We start from the raw sequence: 15,382 nt of genomic DNA, 5'->3' as shown, positions 1-15,382 counted from the left end.
TCAACCCCGGGTGGGTGCGCGCAGGCTCAACCCGCAGGCGGCCTGGGTGGCACTGCTGTCACGGCACTGGGCCACGGCATGGGCCAGTGCATCGATTGCCTTGGGCCGCGGGAAGGTCACCCGCCAGGCAAGCGCCACGGTACGGGAGGGCACCGGGTGCACAAAGGGCCGCACGGTCAGCAGCTCCGGCTGATAGTTCATGGCAGTAGCGGCCGACAGCGGCAGCACGGTCATGCCCAGACCGGAGGCCACCATGTGTCGGATGGTCTCCAGGGAGCTGCCCTCGGTCACCACCCCGCCGGCGGTCTCGCGGCGCTTGTTGATGGTGTCGATCAGCTCCGGAACGGACTCCAGCACCTGATCCCGGAAGCAGTGCCCGGGCCCGAGCAGAAGCAGAGGCTGGTCGGCAAGCTGGCTGCTGTCGATGTGCTCGCATTCCGCCAGCGAGTGATCCGCGGGCATCAGCACAACGAATGGTTCATCGTAGAGCGGCAGGGTGACCACTTCCGGTTCCTCGAACGGCAGCGCCACGATGATGGCATCCAGTTCCGAGTGGCGGAGCTTGCGGCGCAGGTCCCCGGTATAGCCTTCTTCAATAAACAGGGACATGTCCGGCGCTGTCTCGCGCAGACTGGGCATCAACTGGGGAAAGAGGTAAGGGCCGATGGTGTAGATGGCGCCGACCTTGAGCGGCGAGCTGAGCTGGTTCTTACCGTCCTCGGCCAGGTCGTGGATGACGCCGGCCTGGTCCAGGACGCGCTGTGCCTGCTCCACAATGCGCTGGCCGATCTCGGTGACCTGGATGCTGTTCTTGCTGCGCTCGAACAGCGCAATACCCAGCTCATCCTCGAGTTTTCTCACGGCCACACTGAGTGTAGGCTGGCTGACGTGGCAGCGCTCCGCCGCGTGGCCGAAGTGCTTCTCCCGCGCGAGGGTGACAATGTATCGGAGTTCGGTAAGGGTCATGGCCACTCCCGGGCCGGTCATGATTAAATTTTTCTATTGCAGCATATGAAATGAGCGGAGACAGCGCAATGCGCGATGCACGAATCCTCATGGCCGGCTGCGGCCGGCTCGGCCAGCGCATCGGCGCAGCCCTTGCCGAGCACCACCAGGTGTTCGGCCTGAGGCGCCAGGCCAGCCGCGTCCCCCTGCCCCTGACGCCCATCCAAGGGGATCTTCTGGACCCGGGCAGTCTGGGTGAACGGGTCCCCCAGGTGGACATCGCCATCATCTGCCTGACGCCGGACCAGTACGATGAGACCGGCTACCACCGGACCTTCGTGCAGGGCACCCACAACCTGATGAGGGTTTTGGAAGCCGCGGAGAAACCACCGCGACGCGTGTTCTTCATCTCCTCCACTGCGGTCTACGGCCAGCATCAGGGGGAATGGGTGGATGAAGCCAGCCCCACGGAGCCACCACGCTACAATGGCACTGCCCTGCTTGGCGCGGAGCGGCGCCTCGCGGAAAGCCCGGTTCCCGGCACAGTAGTGCGTTTCTCCGGCATCTACGGCAACGACCGTGATGGCATGCTCTCGCGCATGCGCGATGGCAGCATCGCCCCCAACCCGGACAGCGGTTACACCAATCGCATCCATGAGGACGACGCGGTAGGGGCGCTGTGCCACCTGGTGAATCAGGCGCTGGATGGCGGTGATCTCGCTGACTGCTACTTGGCCAGTGACAGCGAACCGGCCCGGCTGGGTGACGTGGTTGCCTGGGTGCGGGAGACCATGAGCTGTGACCCTGTCCGCCCCGATGCGCGGCAGGACAGCCGTGTGGGCTCCAAGCGGGTGGACAGCAGCCGGTTGCGGGAAGCCGGATACAGCTTCCTGTTCCCCACCTTCCGTGAGGGCTATGCCAGCATGGTTGACCATCCTGTGCCATAGTGTCGGTCTGTCCGTTCTGACCCAGGGAGACCATGGCGAGTAACGAGCTGATCCTTTTCGGGGGCCTTTACGCACTGATCCTCGTGGGCCTGGCGTGGCTGGCCGAGCGCACCGGTGGCTGGCCGAAGCGCATGCGGGGCCTGCTCTACGGGATGTCGCTGGGCGTCTACTGCAGTTCCTGGACCTTTCTGGGGGCCGTGGGCAATGCGGCGGACAGCGGCTGGACCTTCCTGCCGATCTATCTCGGCCCCATCCTCATGTTCGTCTTCGCCTGGCCCTTCATCCGGCGCCTGCTGCTGGCCGGCAGCCGTAACCGGGTCACTTCCATCGCCGATTTCATCGGCTCGCGCTTCGGCAAGGACCAGAAGCTGGCCGCGCTGGTGACCATCGTTGCCCTGATCGGCACCCTGCCCTACATCGCGTTGCAGCTGCGCGGCATTGCCCTGGCCTGGAGCTCGGCAAACATCTCCGACTGGCAGATGCCCTTTACCCTGGGCAACAATGTCAGCTTCTTTGCCGCCCTCTTCCTGGCCTGGTTCGCGATCACCTTTGGCACCCGCATCATTGATGGTGCCAACCGCCACCGGGGCCTTCTGGCCGTGGTGGCTGCGGAGTCGGCGGTCAAGCTGCTGGCCTTCCTCCTGCTGGGCGGCTTCGCGATCTGGCTGCTGGCCGGCGAGACCGATATGCAGCCTCTCGGCGAGACCTCGCCGTTCTCCTTTTCCACCTTCGGTGACGCCGGTTTCTACGCCCAGCTTCTGGTCAGTGCTCTCGCCATTGTCTGCCTGCCGCGCCAGTTCCATGTGCTGGTGGTGGAATACCATGACGAGGCCTCGGCCCGCTGTGCGCGCTGGATGTTCCCGCTTTATCTGGCGCTGTTCGCGCTCATGGTACTGCCGCTGGTGGAGGCCGCGCGCCATCACCTGGCCGGCATGGCCATCCCCGGCGACAGCTATGTCCTCGCCCTGCCGGCGATCACCGGTCACCCCTGGCTGACCGCCGTTGCCTTTGTGGGTGCCATGTCCGCCGCCACCGCCATGGTGCTGGTGGCCACCATCGCCCTGTCACTGATGATCTCCAATGAGCTCTTCATGCCGGTGTACCTGCGCATCCGGGAACGCCTTAACCGGCCACGCAGTGACCTGGGCGCGGTGCTGCGCCAGGTACGCCAGGCCTCAATCCTGGGCATCCTGCTGCTGGGGTGGATACTGGAGCAGGCGGCGCGCTTTACCGAGGGGCTGTCCTACATGGGCCTGCTGGCCTTCACCTCCTGTGCCCAGCTGATGCCGGCACTGGTGGCCGGGCTCTACTGGCGCGGGGCTCACCGCAATGGTGTCCTGCTCGGTCTGCTCACGGGCACGCTGACCTGGCTCTACACCCTGCTGCTGCCGGTCCTCATGCAGTCGGACAACGGCTGGCTCACCCAGGGGCCGTTCGGGCTGGGCTGGCTACAGCCCGAGAACCTGCTCGGCCTTGGCGACTTCCTCGATCCGCTGACTCACGGCGTGGTCTGGAGCCTGGGGCTCAATATGCTGGTCATGACCCTCGTCTCCCGGGGTTCCAGGGCCACGGCCCTGGACGAGCGCCAGGCCCTGGCCTTCATCGACCCCATGCCCAGTCACGGTCTCAGTGATGAGGATCTGGCCGCCACCGAGATCACCCTGCACCAGCTGCACGGCCTGATCCGCCCTGTCCTTGGCCAGGAGGAATCCGACCGCCTCTGGGCGGAGCTGGAGCAGAGCCAGGAGCAGCGGCTGCTGCCCTTCGACAAGGCCACGCGTTACACCGTGCGGGTCACGGAATCCAAGCTGGGCTCGGTCATCGGGGCCGCCTCCGCCCACCGCGCCATCCGGCTGCTGGAGCGCCAGACGCCCCTGCAGATGGAGGATATTGTGGACCTGATGGGGGGCACGTCCGAGCAGCTCCAATTCTCGCGGCACCTGTTGCAGACGACGCTGGAGAACGTCCCCCAGGGGATCAGCGTGGTCGACCGCAACCTGGAACTGGTGGCCTGGAACAGCCAGTACGAGAACCTGTTTAACTACCCGCCCCGGCTGCTCTATGTGGGCTGCCCCATCGCGCGGATCTATGAGTACAACGCGGCCCGGGGCCTGCTCTCGGACGTACGCGACAACAACATCAATGCTGCCGTGGAACGGCGCCTGGAAATGCTGCGTTCGGGCCACCCCTACCGGCTGGAACGTCATATGCCGGATGGCAGCGTGATCGAGATCCGCGGCAAGCCCATTCCCTCTGGAGGCTATGTAACGGCCTACAACGATGTGTCCGAGTACCACCGTGTGATGACGGAACTGGAGGAGGCCCGGGATACGCTGGAGGAACGGGTGGCCGAAAGGACCCGGGAACTGTCCGCCGCCAACGAATCCCTCCAGAACGAGAATGAGCTCAGGGCGCGCATCGAGCGGGAACTGCACCAGGTGCACGCCAGCAAGAGCCGTTTCCTGGCCGGGGCCAGCCACGACCTGCTGCAGCCGATCAACGCGGCACGCCTGCTGTCCTCCACCCTGCTGCGCCAGCATGGCAATGAGGCGGCCCCGGAGCTGCGCCACATTGATTCGGCGCTGGCCTCCGCCGAGACCCTGATCAGCCACCTGCGCGAGATCTCCAGGCTGGATTCCGGGCGGCTGGAACCGGAAGTGCGCAATGTGGAGCTGGGCGCCATCCTGGAGGAACTGGTCAACGAATTCCGCATGACCGCCGAGCGCAAGGGGATAGAGCTCGACTATGTGCCCTGTTCGCTCTGGATCCGTACCGACCCCCATCTGCTCCGGCGGGTAATCCAGAACTTCCTGAGCAATGCCATCAACTACACCCGCGACGGGCGCGTGCTCCTCGGGTGCCGCCAGAGCACCCAGTCGGTGAGCATCCAGGTCTGGGATACCGGGCCGGGCATTGCCGAGTCGGATCAGCAGCGCATATTTGATGAGTTTGAGCGGCTCCATACCGACGCCACCCGTGAAGTCCAGGGGCTGGGTCTGGGCCTGCCGATCGCCATGCGCATCGCCCGCCTGCTGGAGCACCCCATCGACTGCCGCTCCATCCAGGGCCAGGGCTCCATGTTCGCGCTGACCACACCACGGGGCACCCCGGAGCAGACCCGCAAAGATCAGTCCCAGACCGAGGACCCACAGCTGAGCGGCCTTCAGGTGATCTGCATTGACAACGAGCCCCATCTGCTCGCGGGCCTGCAGGCCCTTCTGACCCAGTTCGGCTGCCGGGTTACCACGGCCAAATCCCTTGGTGAGGCCATGCAGAAACGGCCGGCCGAGGCGCCGGATCTGGTGATCGCCGACTATCACCTGGACCAGGAGACCGGCGTGGCGGTGGCACAGGCGCTGACGCTGAACTGGGAGGCGAAGGTGCCGGTTCTGATCATCAGTGCTGACGACAGCGACCCCATCCGCAACGCCGTGCGGGAGGCGGGCTACCGCTTCCTGGCCAAGCCAGTGGATGCGGCCTCGTTGCGCCTGACCCTGCGGCGCCTGTTGCGCCGCCGCCCGGGGCGATGACCCTGTAAGAGCCGGCCTTGCAGGCGATTGCGGGGCTAGCGCGAGCGGGGCTCGCTCCTACGGTTGATGCGACCCCGGGTCAGTCGGAGCGTTTCTGAAGCCACTGCACAACCTTCGGCCAGATGTCTGTGGGCGCGGCGCTGCCCGCGAGGATCCCCATGTGGCCGCCGGGCACCAGTGCCTGCTCCACTTCCCGGCTTGAGACCTGGTCCACCAGCGCCCGGCTGCATTCGGGCGTCACCAGCGGGTCATTATCCCCGTAGACGAGCATAATGTCCGAGGTCACGTCCTTCAGCGTATGGTCGGCGTCATGCATGGGGAGATCCCCGTGCGCGGTGCAGTTGTCCACCCACAGGTACTGAACGGTGTCCTGGATAACGCCACCGGGGTAGGCCACCATGTCGTTGAGGAAGGCGCCCTGGGTGGCGTTGCGGGTGATGTATTCCTCGGAATGCAGGTTGCGCACCAGGTCCAGGTAGTTGCGCAGGCTGCTGATCGGCGAGGTCAGCTTGAAGGCGGTGGCGTTGGCCCAACCCGGGGAGCGCCAGAAGCGGCGCTTGGTCTGGTGGACCCGGAAGCCAAGGGTGTTCTCGAGGAGGCTCAGGGATTTCGAGATCAGCTGGTACTGCTTACCGATGCTGCCATTGGCGTGGTAGTCGCAGGGACTGCCGATCAGGACGAGGTTGCGGATGCGTTTGTCTTCGTCCAGCGCGGCGGCGCAGTAGCTGAACAGGGCGCCGAAGCTCCAGCCGTAGAGGGAGACCTCGCTGGCGCCGCTGTGTTTCAGGATTTCGTCGAGCAGTTCCGGCAGGTAGTCGGCGAAGTAGGTGGCGATGTCGAAGTGGTTGTGGTCCCAGCCTGGGGTACCCCAGTCGATCAGGTAAAGCTCGAAGCCGCTGGCGCGCAGGTATCTGACGAGGCTGCGGTTGGGGAACAGGTCGTAGATGGACATGTTCACGGCCAGCGGGGCGACCAGCACCAGCGGTACTTTGTGGGTGGCGCGCTGGACGGCCATGGGGGTATCGTCGTCGCCCACGGGGATGTGGTTTTCGCGCAGCGGTGGGTAGTAGCGCACGCTGACCAGGTCGTCATTGAAGATGACATCGTAGGGGGTCTGCTCGGCCTGGACCAGGGTTTCCGGGTTTAGAAAGCGCTGGCGGGCGTTGCGGGTGATTCTGGTAAAGCTGGTCAGGGGTTGATTCATGGATGCTGACATTCCCGGCTCCGGGTAGCGATAAGACTGAGAGTTCGCTGCCCAGGGGGCGGGTGATGCTCTCCGGGAACCGCCACAAGTACATCCGTGTAGGCTACCGGTCACCATCCATGGCGACCGAGTTTCCCTACGAGCATCACCCGCCCCCTGAAAACAGGCTCATTGCTGGACTCAGAAAAGCATACCAAAGATTAAAAAAGACACATTGACCTGCCCGTCAGTCAGATCGGTCAGGAGTCTTCCTGGGAGACGTCAGCGAGGTCCAGCTGGCCCAGCTTGAGGGCGGCCTGGGTTCGGGAGTGGACGCCGAGTTTGCGGAAGATCTCGGTCACGTGGGCCTTGACCGTGGCTTCGGTGACGTTGAGTTCGTAGGCGATCTGCTTGTTGAGCAGGCCCTGGCTGATCATGGTGGCAACGCGGAACTGCTGGGGAGTGAGTTCCGAGAGGGCGTCGGCAACGCCGGATTCCTCTTCGCTTACGCCGGGCACGGCGAGATCGACGCCGTCCGGGAAACAGAAGTCACCACGGGCGACGCCACGGATGGCCTGGCCGATGGCTTCCATGCTGGCGCTCTTGGAGATAAAGCCGGCGGCGCCATGGTCGGCGGCGCGGCGGATGATGTCGTCGCGCTCATTGGCGGAGATCATCAGCACCGGGATGTCCGGGTAGTGGGCGGTGAGGAACAGCAGGGCGCTGAAGCCATGCGCGCCGGGCATGTGGAGGTCGAGGAGCACTACGGCGGGCTCCCCGATCCGGGTCATGACGGTCTGCAGGTCGCCGAAATCCGAGGCTTCCTCGAGGGTGGCTTCGGGCTCTTCCTGGCGGATCACATCCTTCAGGGCCGAACGGAACAACGGGTGGTCATCAGCGACGATCAGGGTTGTCATGATTCAGGTATCACGCTCCGCCATCGCGCGCAGGTTGTCGTTGATCTTGAAGAGCACGATCAACAGCTCGGACCAGACCCGTGCGCCGAGGGCACCAAAGGCCATTGTCGCCAGTCCCTGAAGGAAGCTGCCAAAGGTGAATCCACCAAAGCCTCCGGCCATGACGGACAGACCGCCAACAAGGGCCGCAAGCAGAAGCAGCCAGTAGATGAAGGTGATGATCCGGGGTGTGATCATCTCATTGAACAAGAAGAATTCTTTCATAAGCCTAGCTCCCTGGTTTAAGAACAGCAGTGGGGCACCGACCCGCGCCGATGCCCCACTGAACATAGTCCTTGTACGGAAGCTGTGCAATTCCTATTGAATGCCCAAGCTCCCGCGGAACCTTTTGATTCCCGACCGTAGGAGCGAGCTTGCTCGCGCTCCGCATCAATCGCGAGCAGGCCCGCTTTTACAGCGTGGTTTACTGGTTGGAGCCCGCTGCGACGCGGTGACCTTCGATGAGGTCATCAACCACGTTCGGGTCCGCCAACGTGGAGGTGTCGCCCAGGGAGTCGAACTCGTCCGCGGCGATCTTGCGCAGGATGCGGCGCATGATCTTGCCAGAGCGGGTCTTGGGCAGCCCGTCGGCCCACTGGATGACGTCCGGCGTGGCGATCGGGCCGATTTCCTTGCGCACGTGCTGCTTGAGTTCCTTCGCCAGCTCGTCACTGGGCGAGGCGCCGTGCGTCAGGGTCACGTAGACGTAGATGCCCTGGCCTTTGATCTCGTGCGGGCAGCCCACAACGGCGGCTTCGGCCACGCTGTCGTGTGAGACCAGCGCGCTTTCCACCTCGGCGGTGCCCATGCGGTGGCCGGAGACGTTGAGCACGTCGTCCACACGGCCGGTGATCCAATAGTAGCCGTCTTCGTCGCGCTTGGCGCCGTCACCGGTGAAGTAGCAGCCCTCATAGGTGGAGAAGTAGGTCTCCACGAAACGCTGGTGGTTGCCCAGGATGGTGCGCATCTGGCCAGGCCAGCTGTCCTTGAGGACGAGGCCGCCGGAGTTGGCGCCTTCCATCTCGTTGCCCTCGGGGTCCATCAGCGCCGGCTGGACGCCGAAGAACGGCTTGGTGGCCGAACCGGGCTTGAGGTCAATCGCGCCGGGCAGCGGCGAGATCAGGATGCCGCCGGTCTCAGTCTGCCACCAGGTGTCCACGATCGGGCACTGCCCTTTGCCGAACTTCTGGTGGAACCAGCGCCAGGCCTCGGGGTTGATGGGTTCGCCCACGGTACCGAGCAGCTTCAGTGAGCTGAGGTCGGCATTGGCCACGGGAGCATCGCCCTCCGCCATCAGTGACCGGATGGCCGTCGGCGCGGTGTAGAAGGTGGCAATCTTGTACTTGTCGATGATCCGGCCAAGGCGGCCCACGTCCGGATAGGTGGGCACGCCCTCGAACATCATGGTAGTGCCGCCGTTGGCGAGCGGGCCATAGACCACGTAGGAGTGACCGGTGATCCAGCCCACGTCCGCGCTGCACCAGTAGACCTCACCCGGGCGATAGTCGAACACGTACTCATGGGTGATGGAGGTGTGCAGCAGATAGCCGCCAGTGGTGTGCACCACGCCCTTGGGCTTGCCGGTGGAACCGGAGGTGTAGAGCACAAAGAGGGTGTCCTCGGCGCCCATCTCTTCCGGTTCGCACTGGTCGGACTGCTTTTCCACCAGGTCGCGGTACCAGACGTCGCGGTTGCCGTTGAAGTCGATATTGCCGCCAGTCGCCTTGAGTACCACAACATTGTCGACATTGGATTCCTTGCACAGCGACACCGCCTCGTCGACGTTCGCCTTCAGCGGAATCCGCTTGCCACCACGACGTGCTTCGTCCGCGGTGATCACGACACGGGAGCCGCCGTCATCAATACGCCCGGCGAGCGCTTCCGGAGAGAAGCCGCCGAAGACCACGCTGTGGATGGCGCCAATGCGGGCGCAGGCGAGCATGGCATAGGCCGCTTCCGGCACCATGGGCATGTAGAGCGTCACGATGTCGCCCTTCTTCACGCCCAGCGACTTCAGGCCGTTGGCGAGCCGTGACACTTCCTCGTGCAGCTCCGCGTACGTGATGACGCGGTTGTCCTCGCTCTCCTCGTCCGGCTCCCAGATGATCGCCGGCTGGCCGCTGCGCTCTTCCAGGTGGCGGTCGATGCAGTTGGCCGCCGCGTTGAGGGTGCCGTCGTCGAACCAGCGGATGTGCACATCATTGCTGGCGAAGGAGACATCCTTGACGCGCGAGAAGGGCTTCATCCAGTCGAGGCGCTTGGCCTGTTCCGCCCAGAAGGACTCCGGATCCTGAATGGAACGCTGGTACATGGACTCGTAGGTCTCTTTGTCGATCAGCGCCTTGTTCCGGAAGTGGTCCGTGACCGGGTAGACCGCTTCGTCACTCATCACTGCCTCCTCAATCCTGTTCTGTTTGTCAGTTCGGGGCCTTCATGGAGAAGGCTTCGTACCTCCCAGTGTCGACAAGGGCGGCATGGCTGGGTATTAGACCATGGTCTAACCGCCGTGAACCCTTGCGTGACAAGGAGTTAACAAACCGTTCAGAAAGCTTAGACCAAAGTCGTATGGAGACTGGCGGCCAGCGGGTCAAAGCTGTGCCGTAGCGGTGATCCCACCGTGAACGCGTTGACAACAATAATGGGGGGAAATGCTGATGGCATTCCAGAATGAAACACTCAAAAAACAGTACTGGCGCGACAACCTGCGCATCATCGGTGGGTTGCTCGCGGTCTGGGCCTTTGTGTCCTTTGGCTGCGGCATCATCTTTGCGGAAGCACTGAACGCCATCCACATCGGCGGTTACCCGCTCGGTTTCTGGTTCGCACAGCAGGGCTCGATCGTCACCTTCGTGGCGCTGATCTTCGTGTACGCGAAGCTCATGGACCGGCTGGACCGGAAATACGGCGTCCAGGAAACCGAAGACGCGAAGTAAAAGGGGCTTACCATGGACCAGCAGACACTGATCTACATTGTCGTGGGCGCCACCTTCGCGCTCTATCTCGGCATTGCCATTTACTGTAAGGCGGGCTCCACCCGCGAATTCTACGTCGCCTCCAAGGGCGTTCATCCGGTTGCCAACGGCATGGCCACGGCAGCCGACTGGATGTCTGCGGCGAGCTTCATCTCCATGGCCGGCCTCATTGCCTTTCTGGGCTATGGCGGCTCGGTCTTCCTCATGGGCTGGACCGGCGGCTTCGTGCTGCTTGCCATGCTCCTTGCACCTTACCTGCGCAAGTTCGGCAAGTTCACGGTGCCCGAGTTCCTGGGGGATCGCTACTACTCCAACACCGCGCGCGTTATCGGCGTGATCTGCCTGATCCTGGCCTCGCTGACCTACGTCATCGGCCAGATGACCGGCACTGGTGTTGCCTTCTCCCGCTTCCTGGAAGTGAGCTATGAGATGGGACTGTCGATCGGCATGCTGATCGTGTTCTTCTACGCGGTCATGGGCGGCATGAAGGGGATCACCTACACCCAGATCGCCCAGTACTGCGTGATGATCACGGCCTACACCATTCCGGCCATCTTCATCTCGCTGGAAATGACAGGCTGGGCACTGCCGCAGATCGGCCTGGGTGCACAACTGACCGAGCACGGTACCTACGTGCTGGACCGTCTCGACCAGGTCCTGAACGAGCTTGGCTTTGCCGAGTACGTGGCGGTGAATGAGCACAACCGCATCAACATGTTCTTCTACACCCTCTCCCTGATGATCGGTACCGCGGGCCTGCCGCACGTGATCATCCGCTTCTTCACGGTTCCGACCGTCAAGGCGGCGCGCTCCTCCGCAGGCTGGGCTCTGGTGTTCATCGCCATTCTCTACACCACTGCTCCGACCGTTGGCGCCATGGCCCGTCTGAACCTGATGGAGACCTTCGGCACCACCGAGGCCACCGAGATGGTTTACGAAGAGCGGCCCCAGTGGGTCAAGAACTGGGAGCAGACCGGTCTCATCGAGTTCACCGACAAGGACAACGACGGCACCATCACCTACAGCTCCAACGAGGAGGAGAACGAGGTCACCGAGCTCAACCGTGACATCATCGTTCTGGCCAACCCCGAGATCGCCATGCTGCCCGACTGGGTCATCGCGATCGTGGCCGCTGGTGGTCTCGCCGCCGCCCTGTCCACAGCAGCCGGTCTGTTGCTGGCCATCTCCTCGGCGGTCTCCCACGACCTGCTGAAAGGCGTGTTCAAGCCGGACATCTCGGAGAAGAACGAGCTGCTTGCGGGCAGGCTTTCGATGGCTGGCTCGATTGCCGTAGCGGGGTATCTGGGCTTCAATCCACCCGGCTTCGCGGCGGGGACAGTGGCACTGGCCTTCGGGCTCGCAGCCGCCAGTCTGTTCCCGGCTCTGATGTTCGGTATCTTCTACAAGAAGATGAACAAGGAAGGCGCCATTGCCGGCATGCTGGCGGGCCTGACCGTGAACCTGCTCTACGTGTTCCAGCACAAGGGCATCATGTTCGTGGCCAGCACGTCCTTCCTGGGCGACCTGGATCCGAACTGGTTCTTCGGCATCTCGCCGAACGCCTTCGGCGCGGTTGGTGCCATCGTCAACTTCATCGTCGCCATGGCCGTGTGCAAGATGACCCCGGAACCTCCGGAGAACATCCAGCACATCGTGGACGACGTGCGGGTACCGGTGGGCTCCTCACTCGCCTCTGGCGGTCACTGAGCCCTGACGGTTCCACCCTCGGACAGTGCTGCTTCGGCAGCACTGTCTGTTTTCAGCTACCCTAGACGGAGTAGCCGCGAGAGTGCCCTGCTGTTACAGAGTATTCTCCCGGCAATTCCCTTTCCCGAATCAGAGGCCCTGCATGTTCCGCAATTTCCATTTCATTGTCGCGCTTCTGGTTGCCCCGGCACTGGCCGTCCTGGCCTGGTATGCTGCGGACACCGCCCTGGGCGACCGCAAGGAACAGGCCAAGGAGGGGCTCGGTTACGAGCTGATCGGCGACTCCAACTGCCGGTACGAAAGCGGCACCTGCACCATGAGCAACGGCAACTTCGAGCTGGACATCAAGGTGGACCGCGCCGGCGAGGGGGACCTGGCAGTCCGGCTGGAATCCGCCCACCCGCTGGACGCGATGACCATGGGCTGGGTCAATCCCGGTGCGGATGACACGGAGCAGACGCCCTTGGAGCCCGCAAACGATAAGGCTACCCTCTGGGAAGGTGTCATCCCCGGTGAGGCGAGCACCAAGGCCCGCATGCGGGTACTGGCACGGGCGGACGGCACCAGCTATTACGGCGAAGCCAAGACCGTGTTCATCGATTACGAAACCAGTTTCGGGGAGGACTTCCGGAAATGACAGAAACCCAGTCCCTGCCGCCCGAGCTGGCCTCCATCGCGGAGTTCATCCGCCAGACACTGCCCTTCAACGCCCTGCCCAAGGGCGAGGTTGAACGCATTGTCCACGAGATGGAGATCGGCTATTTCCGCAACGGGCATGTGTTCGACGAGAACACCAGGGACCAGGGGCTGCGCATTCTGCGAAGTGGCGCCGTGGAGATCCGAAGCCAGGACGGCGAACTGCTTGACCGCCTGGCCGAGGGCGAGAGCTTTGCACTGAGCGGGCTTCTGCAGCAGGAGCCCGGCGTGCGGGCGGTGCTGATCGAGGACAGCCTGATCTATTTCCTGCCGCAGAAGGCTTACCAGGACCTGCGCGGACGCTTCCGCGACTTCGACCGTTTCTTCCATGGTCAGCGCAGCCGGCGCCTGTTCCGGGCCACCCGCAGCATGGTCTCGCCGGACGGCATGCTTACACCGGTGACCAGCCTCATGGCCAAGGATCTGGTCACCACCACCGAGGAAACACCGGTCTGCGAGCTGGCGGAGCTGATGTCCAGCCGTCGGGTGTCCTCGGCGCTGGTGCTCAACGACGGCAAGCTGAGCGGCATCGTCACCGACAGGGACCTGCGCAGCCGCGTGCTGGCGGCACGCCGTTCGCCGGACACGCCGGTTTCGGAGATCATGACGGCGAACCCGGTGAGTCTGGAGCGCAAGGCAACCCTTTTTGACGCCACCCTGCTGATGACCCGCCACCGCATGCATCATCTGCCGGTTCTCGAGGACGGCAGGCCTGTGGGCATCCTCACCACCTCGGACCTGATCACGGCCCGTCAGGACGACCCGGTCTACATCGTCCAGCGCCTGTCGCGCCAGGAGTCGGTCGCCACCATGCAGACGGTACTGCGCGACATTCCGCAGTTCCTGCTGCGCTGGACGGATGCCGGAGTGCCGGCGGACCAGGTCAGCCACATCCTCACGGCCATCAGCGATACCGTAACCAACCGCCTGATCGAGATGGCCCTGGACGAGCTGGGCCCGGCACCGGTCCCCTTCGCCTGGCTGTGTTTCGGTTCCCAGGCGCGGGCCGAGCAGCTGCTCAATGCTGACCAGGACAACGGCCTGGTGATCGCGGACGAGGCCACGGAGGAGGATATGGCCTGGTTCGAGAAGCTGGCCACCAGGGTCAGTGACTGGCTCAATGAGTGCGGCTATGTCTACTGCAATGGCAACGTCATGGCCACCAATCCGTTCTGGCGACGGCGGCTGTCCGGCTGGTTCGAGGCAGTGGACAACTGGGTTACCAGTTTCAGCCCCCATCATGTCATGGAGATCAGCATCGCCTTCGATCTCCGCACTGTTCACGGGGACACCCTGCTTACCAGCCAGGTACAGTCCCACATGCTGGAACGGGTCCGGGCCAACTCCATATTCCAGGCCGCGCTTGCGGAGAACGTGCTGGAGGGCAGTCCGCCCATCGGCATCTTCCGGCGCTTCGTTGTGGAGCGCAACGGCGATCACAAAGACACCCTGAACCTGAAGAAACGCGGTTTGCTGCCGATCATCGAGATTGTGCGACTGCATGCCCTGGCGGCCGGGATTGACCGCATCAACACCCTGGAGCGACTGGACGAACTGGCCCGCAGCAAACACATGACCCGTTACGACGCACGCAACCTTCAAGACGCACTGCGCTTCCTAATGCAGGTGCGCCTTCAGGTGCAGGCGGACCAGATCCGCGAGGGCGAGGAACTGAGCAACTACTGCAACCCGCGTAACCTGCCCAAGCTGGCCCGGGAGCAACTGCGTGACGCCTTCCAGCTGGTGGACGGCGCCCAGAAATCGGTCCGCCTGGCCTACCGCCAGGGGATGCGCTGATGTGGCTGACCCGCGCCCGCAAGGAGCGGGCACGGCGCCGCTATGCCCGTCACCCCTTCCCGGACCCCGCGTTGCAACGCCTTCTGGAGAGCCCCTGGCCGGACACCAATGCCCTCTGGGATGAAGCGGACTGGCTGGCCATCGACCTGGAAACCACGGGCCTTGACCCGAAGACCGGCTACATCATCAGCTTCGGCTGGGTGGCCGTGGACCACGGTCGGATCCGGCTGGACACCGCCCGCCACCTGCTGATCGACAGCCGCAACCTGGTGGGCGACAGCGCCACCATCCACCACATCCGGGATACCGACCGCAGCGAGGGCGTGGATCTGCCCTCAGCCCTTCGCATGCTGGCAAGGGCGATGACCAACCGCCTGCCGGTCATGCACCATGCACCCTTGGATACCGGATTTCTCCGCGCCGCTTACCGGGAACAGTTCGGCATGGACTGGTTCCAGCCCACTGCGGACACACTGGTGCTGGAGAAAAAGCGCCTTTTCCAGCGCGAGCAGACAATGCCGGGCAATGTGCTGCGCCTGAACCGGTGCCGTGAACGCTACGGGCTGCCGGAAACGACCGCACACAATGCGCTGGAGGACGCCCTGGCGTGTGGGGAACTCTTCATGGCCTGGGCCCGCCACTACGGCGG

At 63.7% G+C, this 15,382-nt stretch carries 12 protein-coding genes; 7 read left to right on the top strand and 5 right to left on the bottom strand.

Translation table 11 applies throughout. The features are described 5' to 3' along the window. The gene (locus tag H4I92_RS09495; RefSeq protein WP_077530352.1) at positions 1–966 is read right to left on the bottom strand and encodes a hydrogen peroxide-inducible genes activator; all 966 of its coding nucleotides are present in this window, start codon (positions 964–966) and stop codon (positions 1–3) included. A gap of 68 nt (positions 967–1,034) precedes the next feature. On the opposite strand from H4I92_RS09495, the gene H4I92_RS09490 reads away from it, so the two are divergent. Both H4I92_RS09490 and H4I92_RS09485 read left to right on the top strand, forming a co-directional pair. After that, positions 1,035–1,892, top strand: a complete 858-nt coding sequence (locus tag H4I92_RS09490) for an NAD(P)H-binding protein (protein WP_179105676.1) — start codon at positions 1,035–1,037, stop codon at positions 1,890–1,892. A gap of 32 nt (positions 1,893–1,924) precedes the next feature. Continuing rightward, entirely contained in the window at positions 1,925–5,422 is a 3,498-nt protein-coding gene (locus H4I92_RS09485; protein WP_077530350.1) for a hybrid sensor histidine kinase/response regulator, read from the top strand. Positions 5,423–5,501: 79 nt separating this feature from the next. Here the strand turns inward: H4I92_RS09485 and H4I92_RS09480 are convergent, their stop codons facing one another. The 4 genes from H4I92_RS09480 to acs all read right to left on the bottom strand — a co-directional run bounded on the left by H4I92_RS09480 (position 5,502) and on the right by acs (position 9,950). Then, complete coding sequence (locus tag H4I92_RS09480) at positions 5,502–6,626, bottom strand: alpha/beta fold hydrolase (protein WP_179105675.1); 1,125 nt, start codon at positions 6,624–6,626, stop codon at positions 5,502–5,504. Positions 6,627–6,865: 239 nt separating this feature from the next. Then, positions 6,866–7,522, bottom strand: a complete 657-nt coding sequence (locus H4I92_RS09475) for a response regulator (protein WP_077530348.1) — start codon at positions 7,520–7,522, stop codon at positions 6,866–6,868. Positions 7,523–7,525: 3 nt separating this feature from the next. Then, positions 7,526–7,786, bottom strand: coding sequence for a DUF4282 domain-containing protein (locus H4I92_RS09470; RefSeq protein WP_077530347.1), 261 nt, complete (start codon positions 7,784–7,786; stop codon positions 7,526–7,528). Between the two features lie 199 nt (positions 7,787–7,985). After that, complete coding sequence (gene acs / locus H4I92_RS09465) at positions 7,986–9,950, bottom strand: acetate--CoA ligase (protein WP_077530346.1); 1,965 nt, start codon at positions 9,948–9,950, stop codon at positions 7,986–7,988. Positions 9,951–10,215: 265 nt separating this feature from the next. On the opposite strand from acs, the gene H4I92_RS09460 reads away from it, so the two are divergent. The 5 genes from H4I92_RS09460 to H4I92_RS09440 all read left to right on the top strand — a co-directional run. Continuing rightward, the gene (locus H4I92_RS09460) at positions 10,216–10,494 is read left to right on the top strand and encodes a DUF4212 domain-containing protein (RefSeq protein WP_077531726.1); all 279 of its coding nucleotides are present in this window, start codon (positions 10,216–10,218) and stop codon (positions 10,492–10,494) included. Positions 10,495–10,506: 12 nt separating this feature from the next. Beyond that, positions 10,507–12,240, top strand: a complete 1,734-nt coding sequence (locus H4I92_RS09455; RefSeq protein WP_077530345.1) for a sodium:solute symporter family protein — start codon at positions 10,507–10,509, stop codon at positions 12,238–12,240. Positions 12,241–12,382: 142 nt separating this feature from the next. Then, positions 12,383–12,877, top strand: a complete 495-nt coding sequence (locus H4I92_RS09450) for a hypothetical protein (RefSeq protein WP_077530344.1) — start codon at positions 12,383–12,385, stop codon at positions 12,875–12,877. After that, entirely contained in the window at positions 12,874–14,733 is a 1,860-nt protein-coding gene (locus H4I92_RS09445) for a putative nucleotidyltransferase substrate binding domain-containing protein (protein WP_077530343.1), read from the top strand. The genes H4I92_RS09450 and H4I92_RS09445 overlap by 4 nt, the downstream gene beginning before the upstream one ends. Further along, on the top strand, positions 14,733–15,382 hold a 650-nt coding region (locus H4I92_RS09440; RefSeq protein WP_077530342.1), incomplete at its 3' end, for an exonuclease domain-containing protein. The genes H4I92_RS09445 and H4I92_RS09440, both read left to right, overlap by 1 nt.

Source organism: Vreelandella halophila (assembly GCF_019903425.1).
Classification (GTDB): domain Bacteria; phylum Pseudomonadota; class Gammaproteobacteria; order Pseudomonadales; family Oleiphilaceae; genus Halospina; species Halospina halophila.
This window is presented reverse-complemented; position numbering and strand designations above follow the sequence as displayed.

Excerpts from the sequence above, each read along its gene's own strand:
- H4I92_RS09495 (WP_077530352.1), bottom strand. The coding sequence starts at position 966 with ATGACCCTTACCGAACTCCGATACATTGTCACCCTCGCGCGGGAGAAG.
- H4I92_RS09490 (WP_179105676.1), top strand. The coding sequence starts at position 1,035 with ATGCGCGATGCACGAATCCTCATGGCCGGCTGCGGCCGGCTCGGCCAG.
- H4I92_RS09485 (WP_077530350.1), top strand. The coding sequence starts at position 1,925 with ATGGCGAGTAACGAGCTGATCCTTTTCGGGGGCCTTTACGCACTGATC.
- H4I92_RS09480 (WP_179105675.1), bottom strand. The coding sequence starts at position 6,626 with ATGAATCAACCCCTGACCAGCTTTACCAGAATCACCCGCAACGCCCGC.
- H4I92_RS09475 (WP_077530348.1), bottom strand. The coding sequence starts at position 7,522 with ATGACAACCCTGATCGTCGCTGATGACCACCCGTTGTTCCGTTCGGCC.
- H4I92_RS09470 (WP_077530347.1), bottom strand. The coding sequence starts at position 7,786 with ATGAAAGAATTCTTCTTGTTCAATGAGATGATCACACCCCGGATCATC.
- acs (WP_077530346.1), bottom strand. The coding sequence starts at position 9,950 with ATGAGTGACGAAGCGGTCTACCCGGTCACGGACCACTTCCGGAACAAG.
- H4I92_RS09460 (WP_077531726.1), top strand. The coding sequence starts at position 10,216 with ATGGCATTCCAGAATGAAACACTCAAAAAACAGTACTGGCGCGACAAC.
- H4I92_RS09455 (WP_077530345.1), top strand. The coding sequence starts at position 10,507 with ATGGACCAGCAGACACTGATCTACATTGTCGTGGGCGCCACCTTCGCG.
- H4I92_RS09450 (WP_077530344.1), top strand. The coding sequence starts at position 12,383 with ATGTTCCGCAATTTCCATTTCATTGTCGCGCTTCTGGTTGCCCCGGCA.
- H4I92_RS09445 (WP_077530343.1), top strand. The coding sequence starts at position 12,874 with ATGACAGAAACCCAGTCCCTGCCGCCCGAGCTGGCCTCCATCGCGGAG.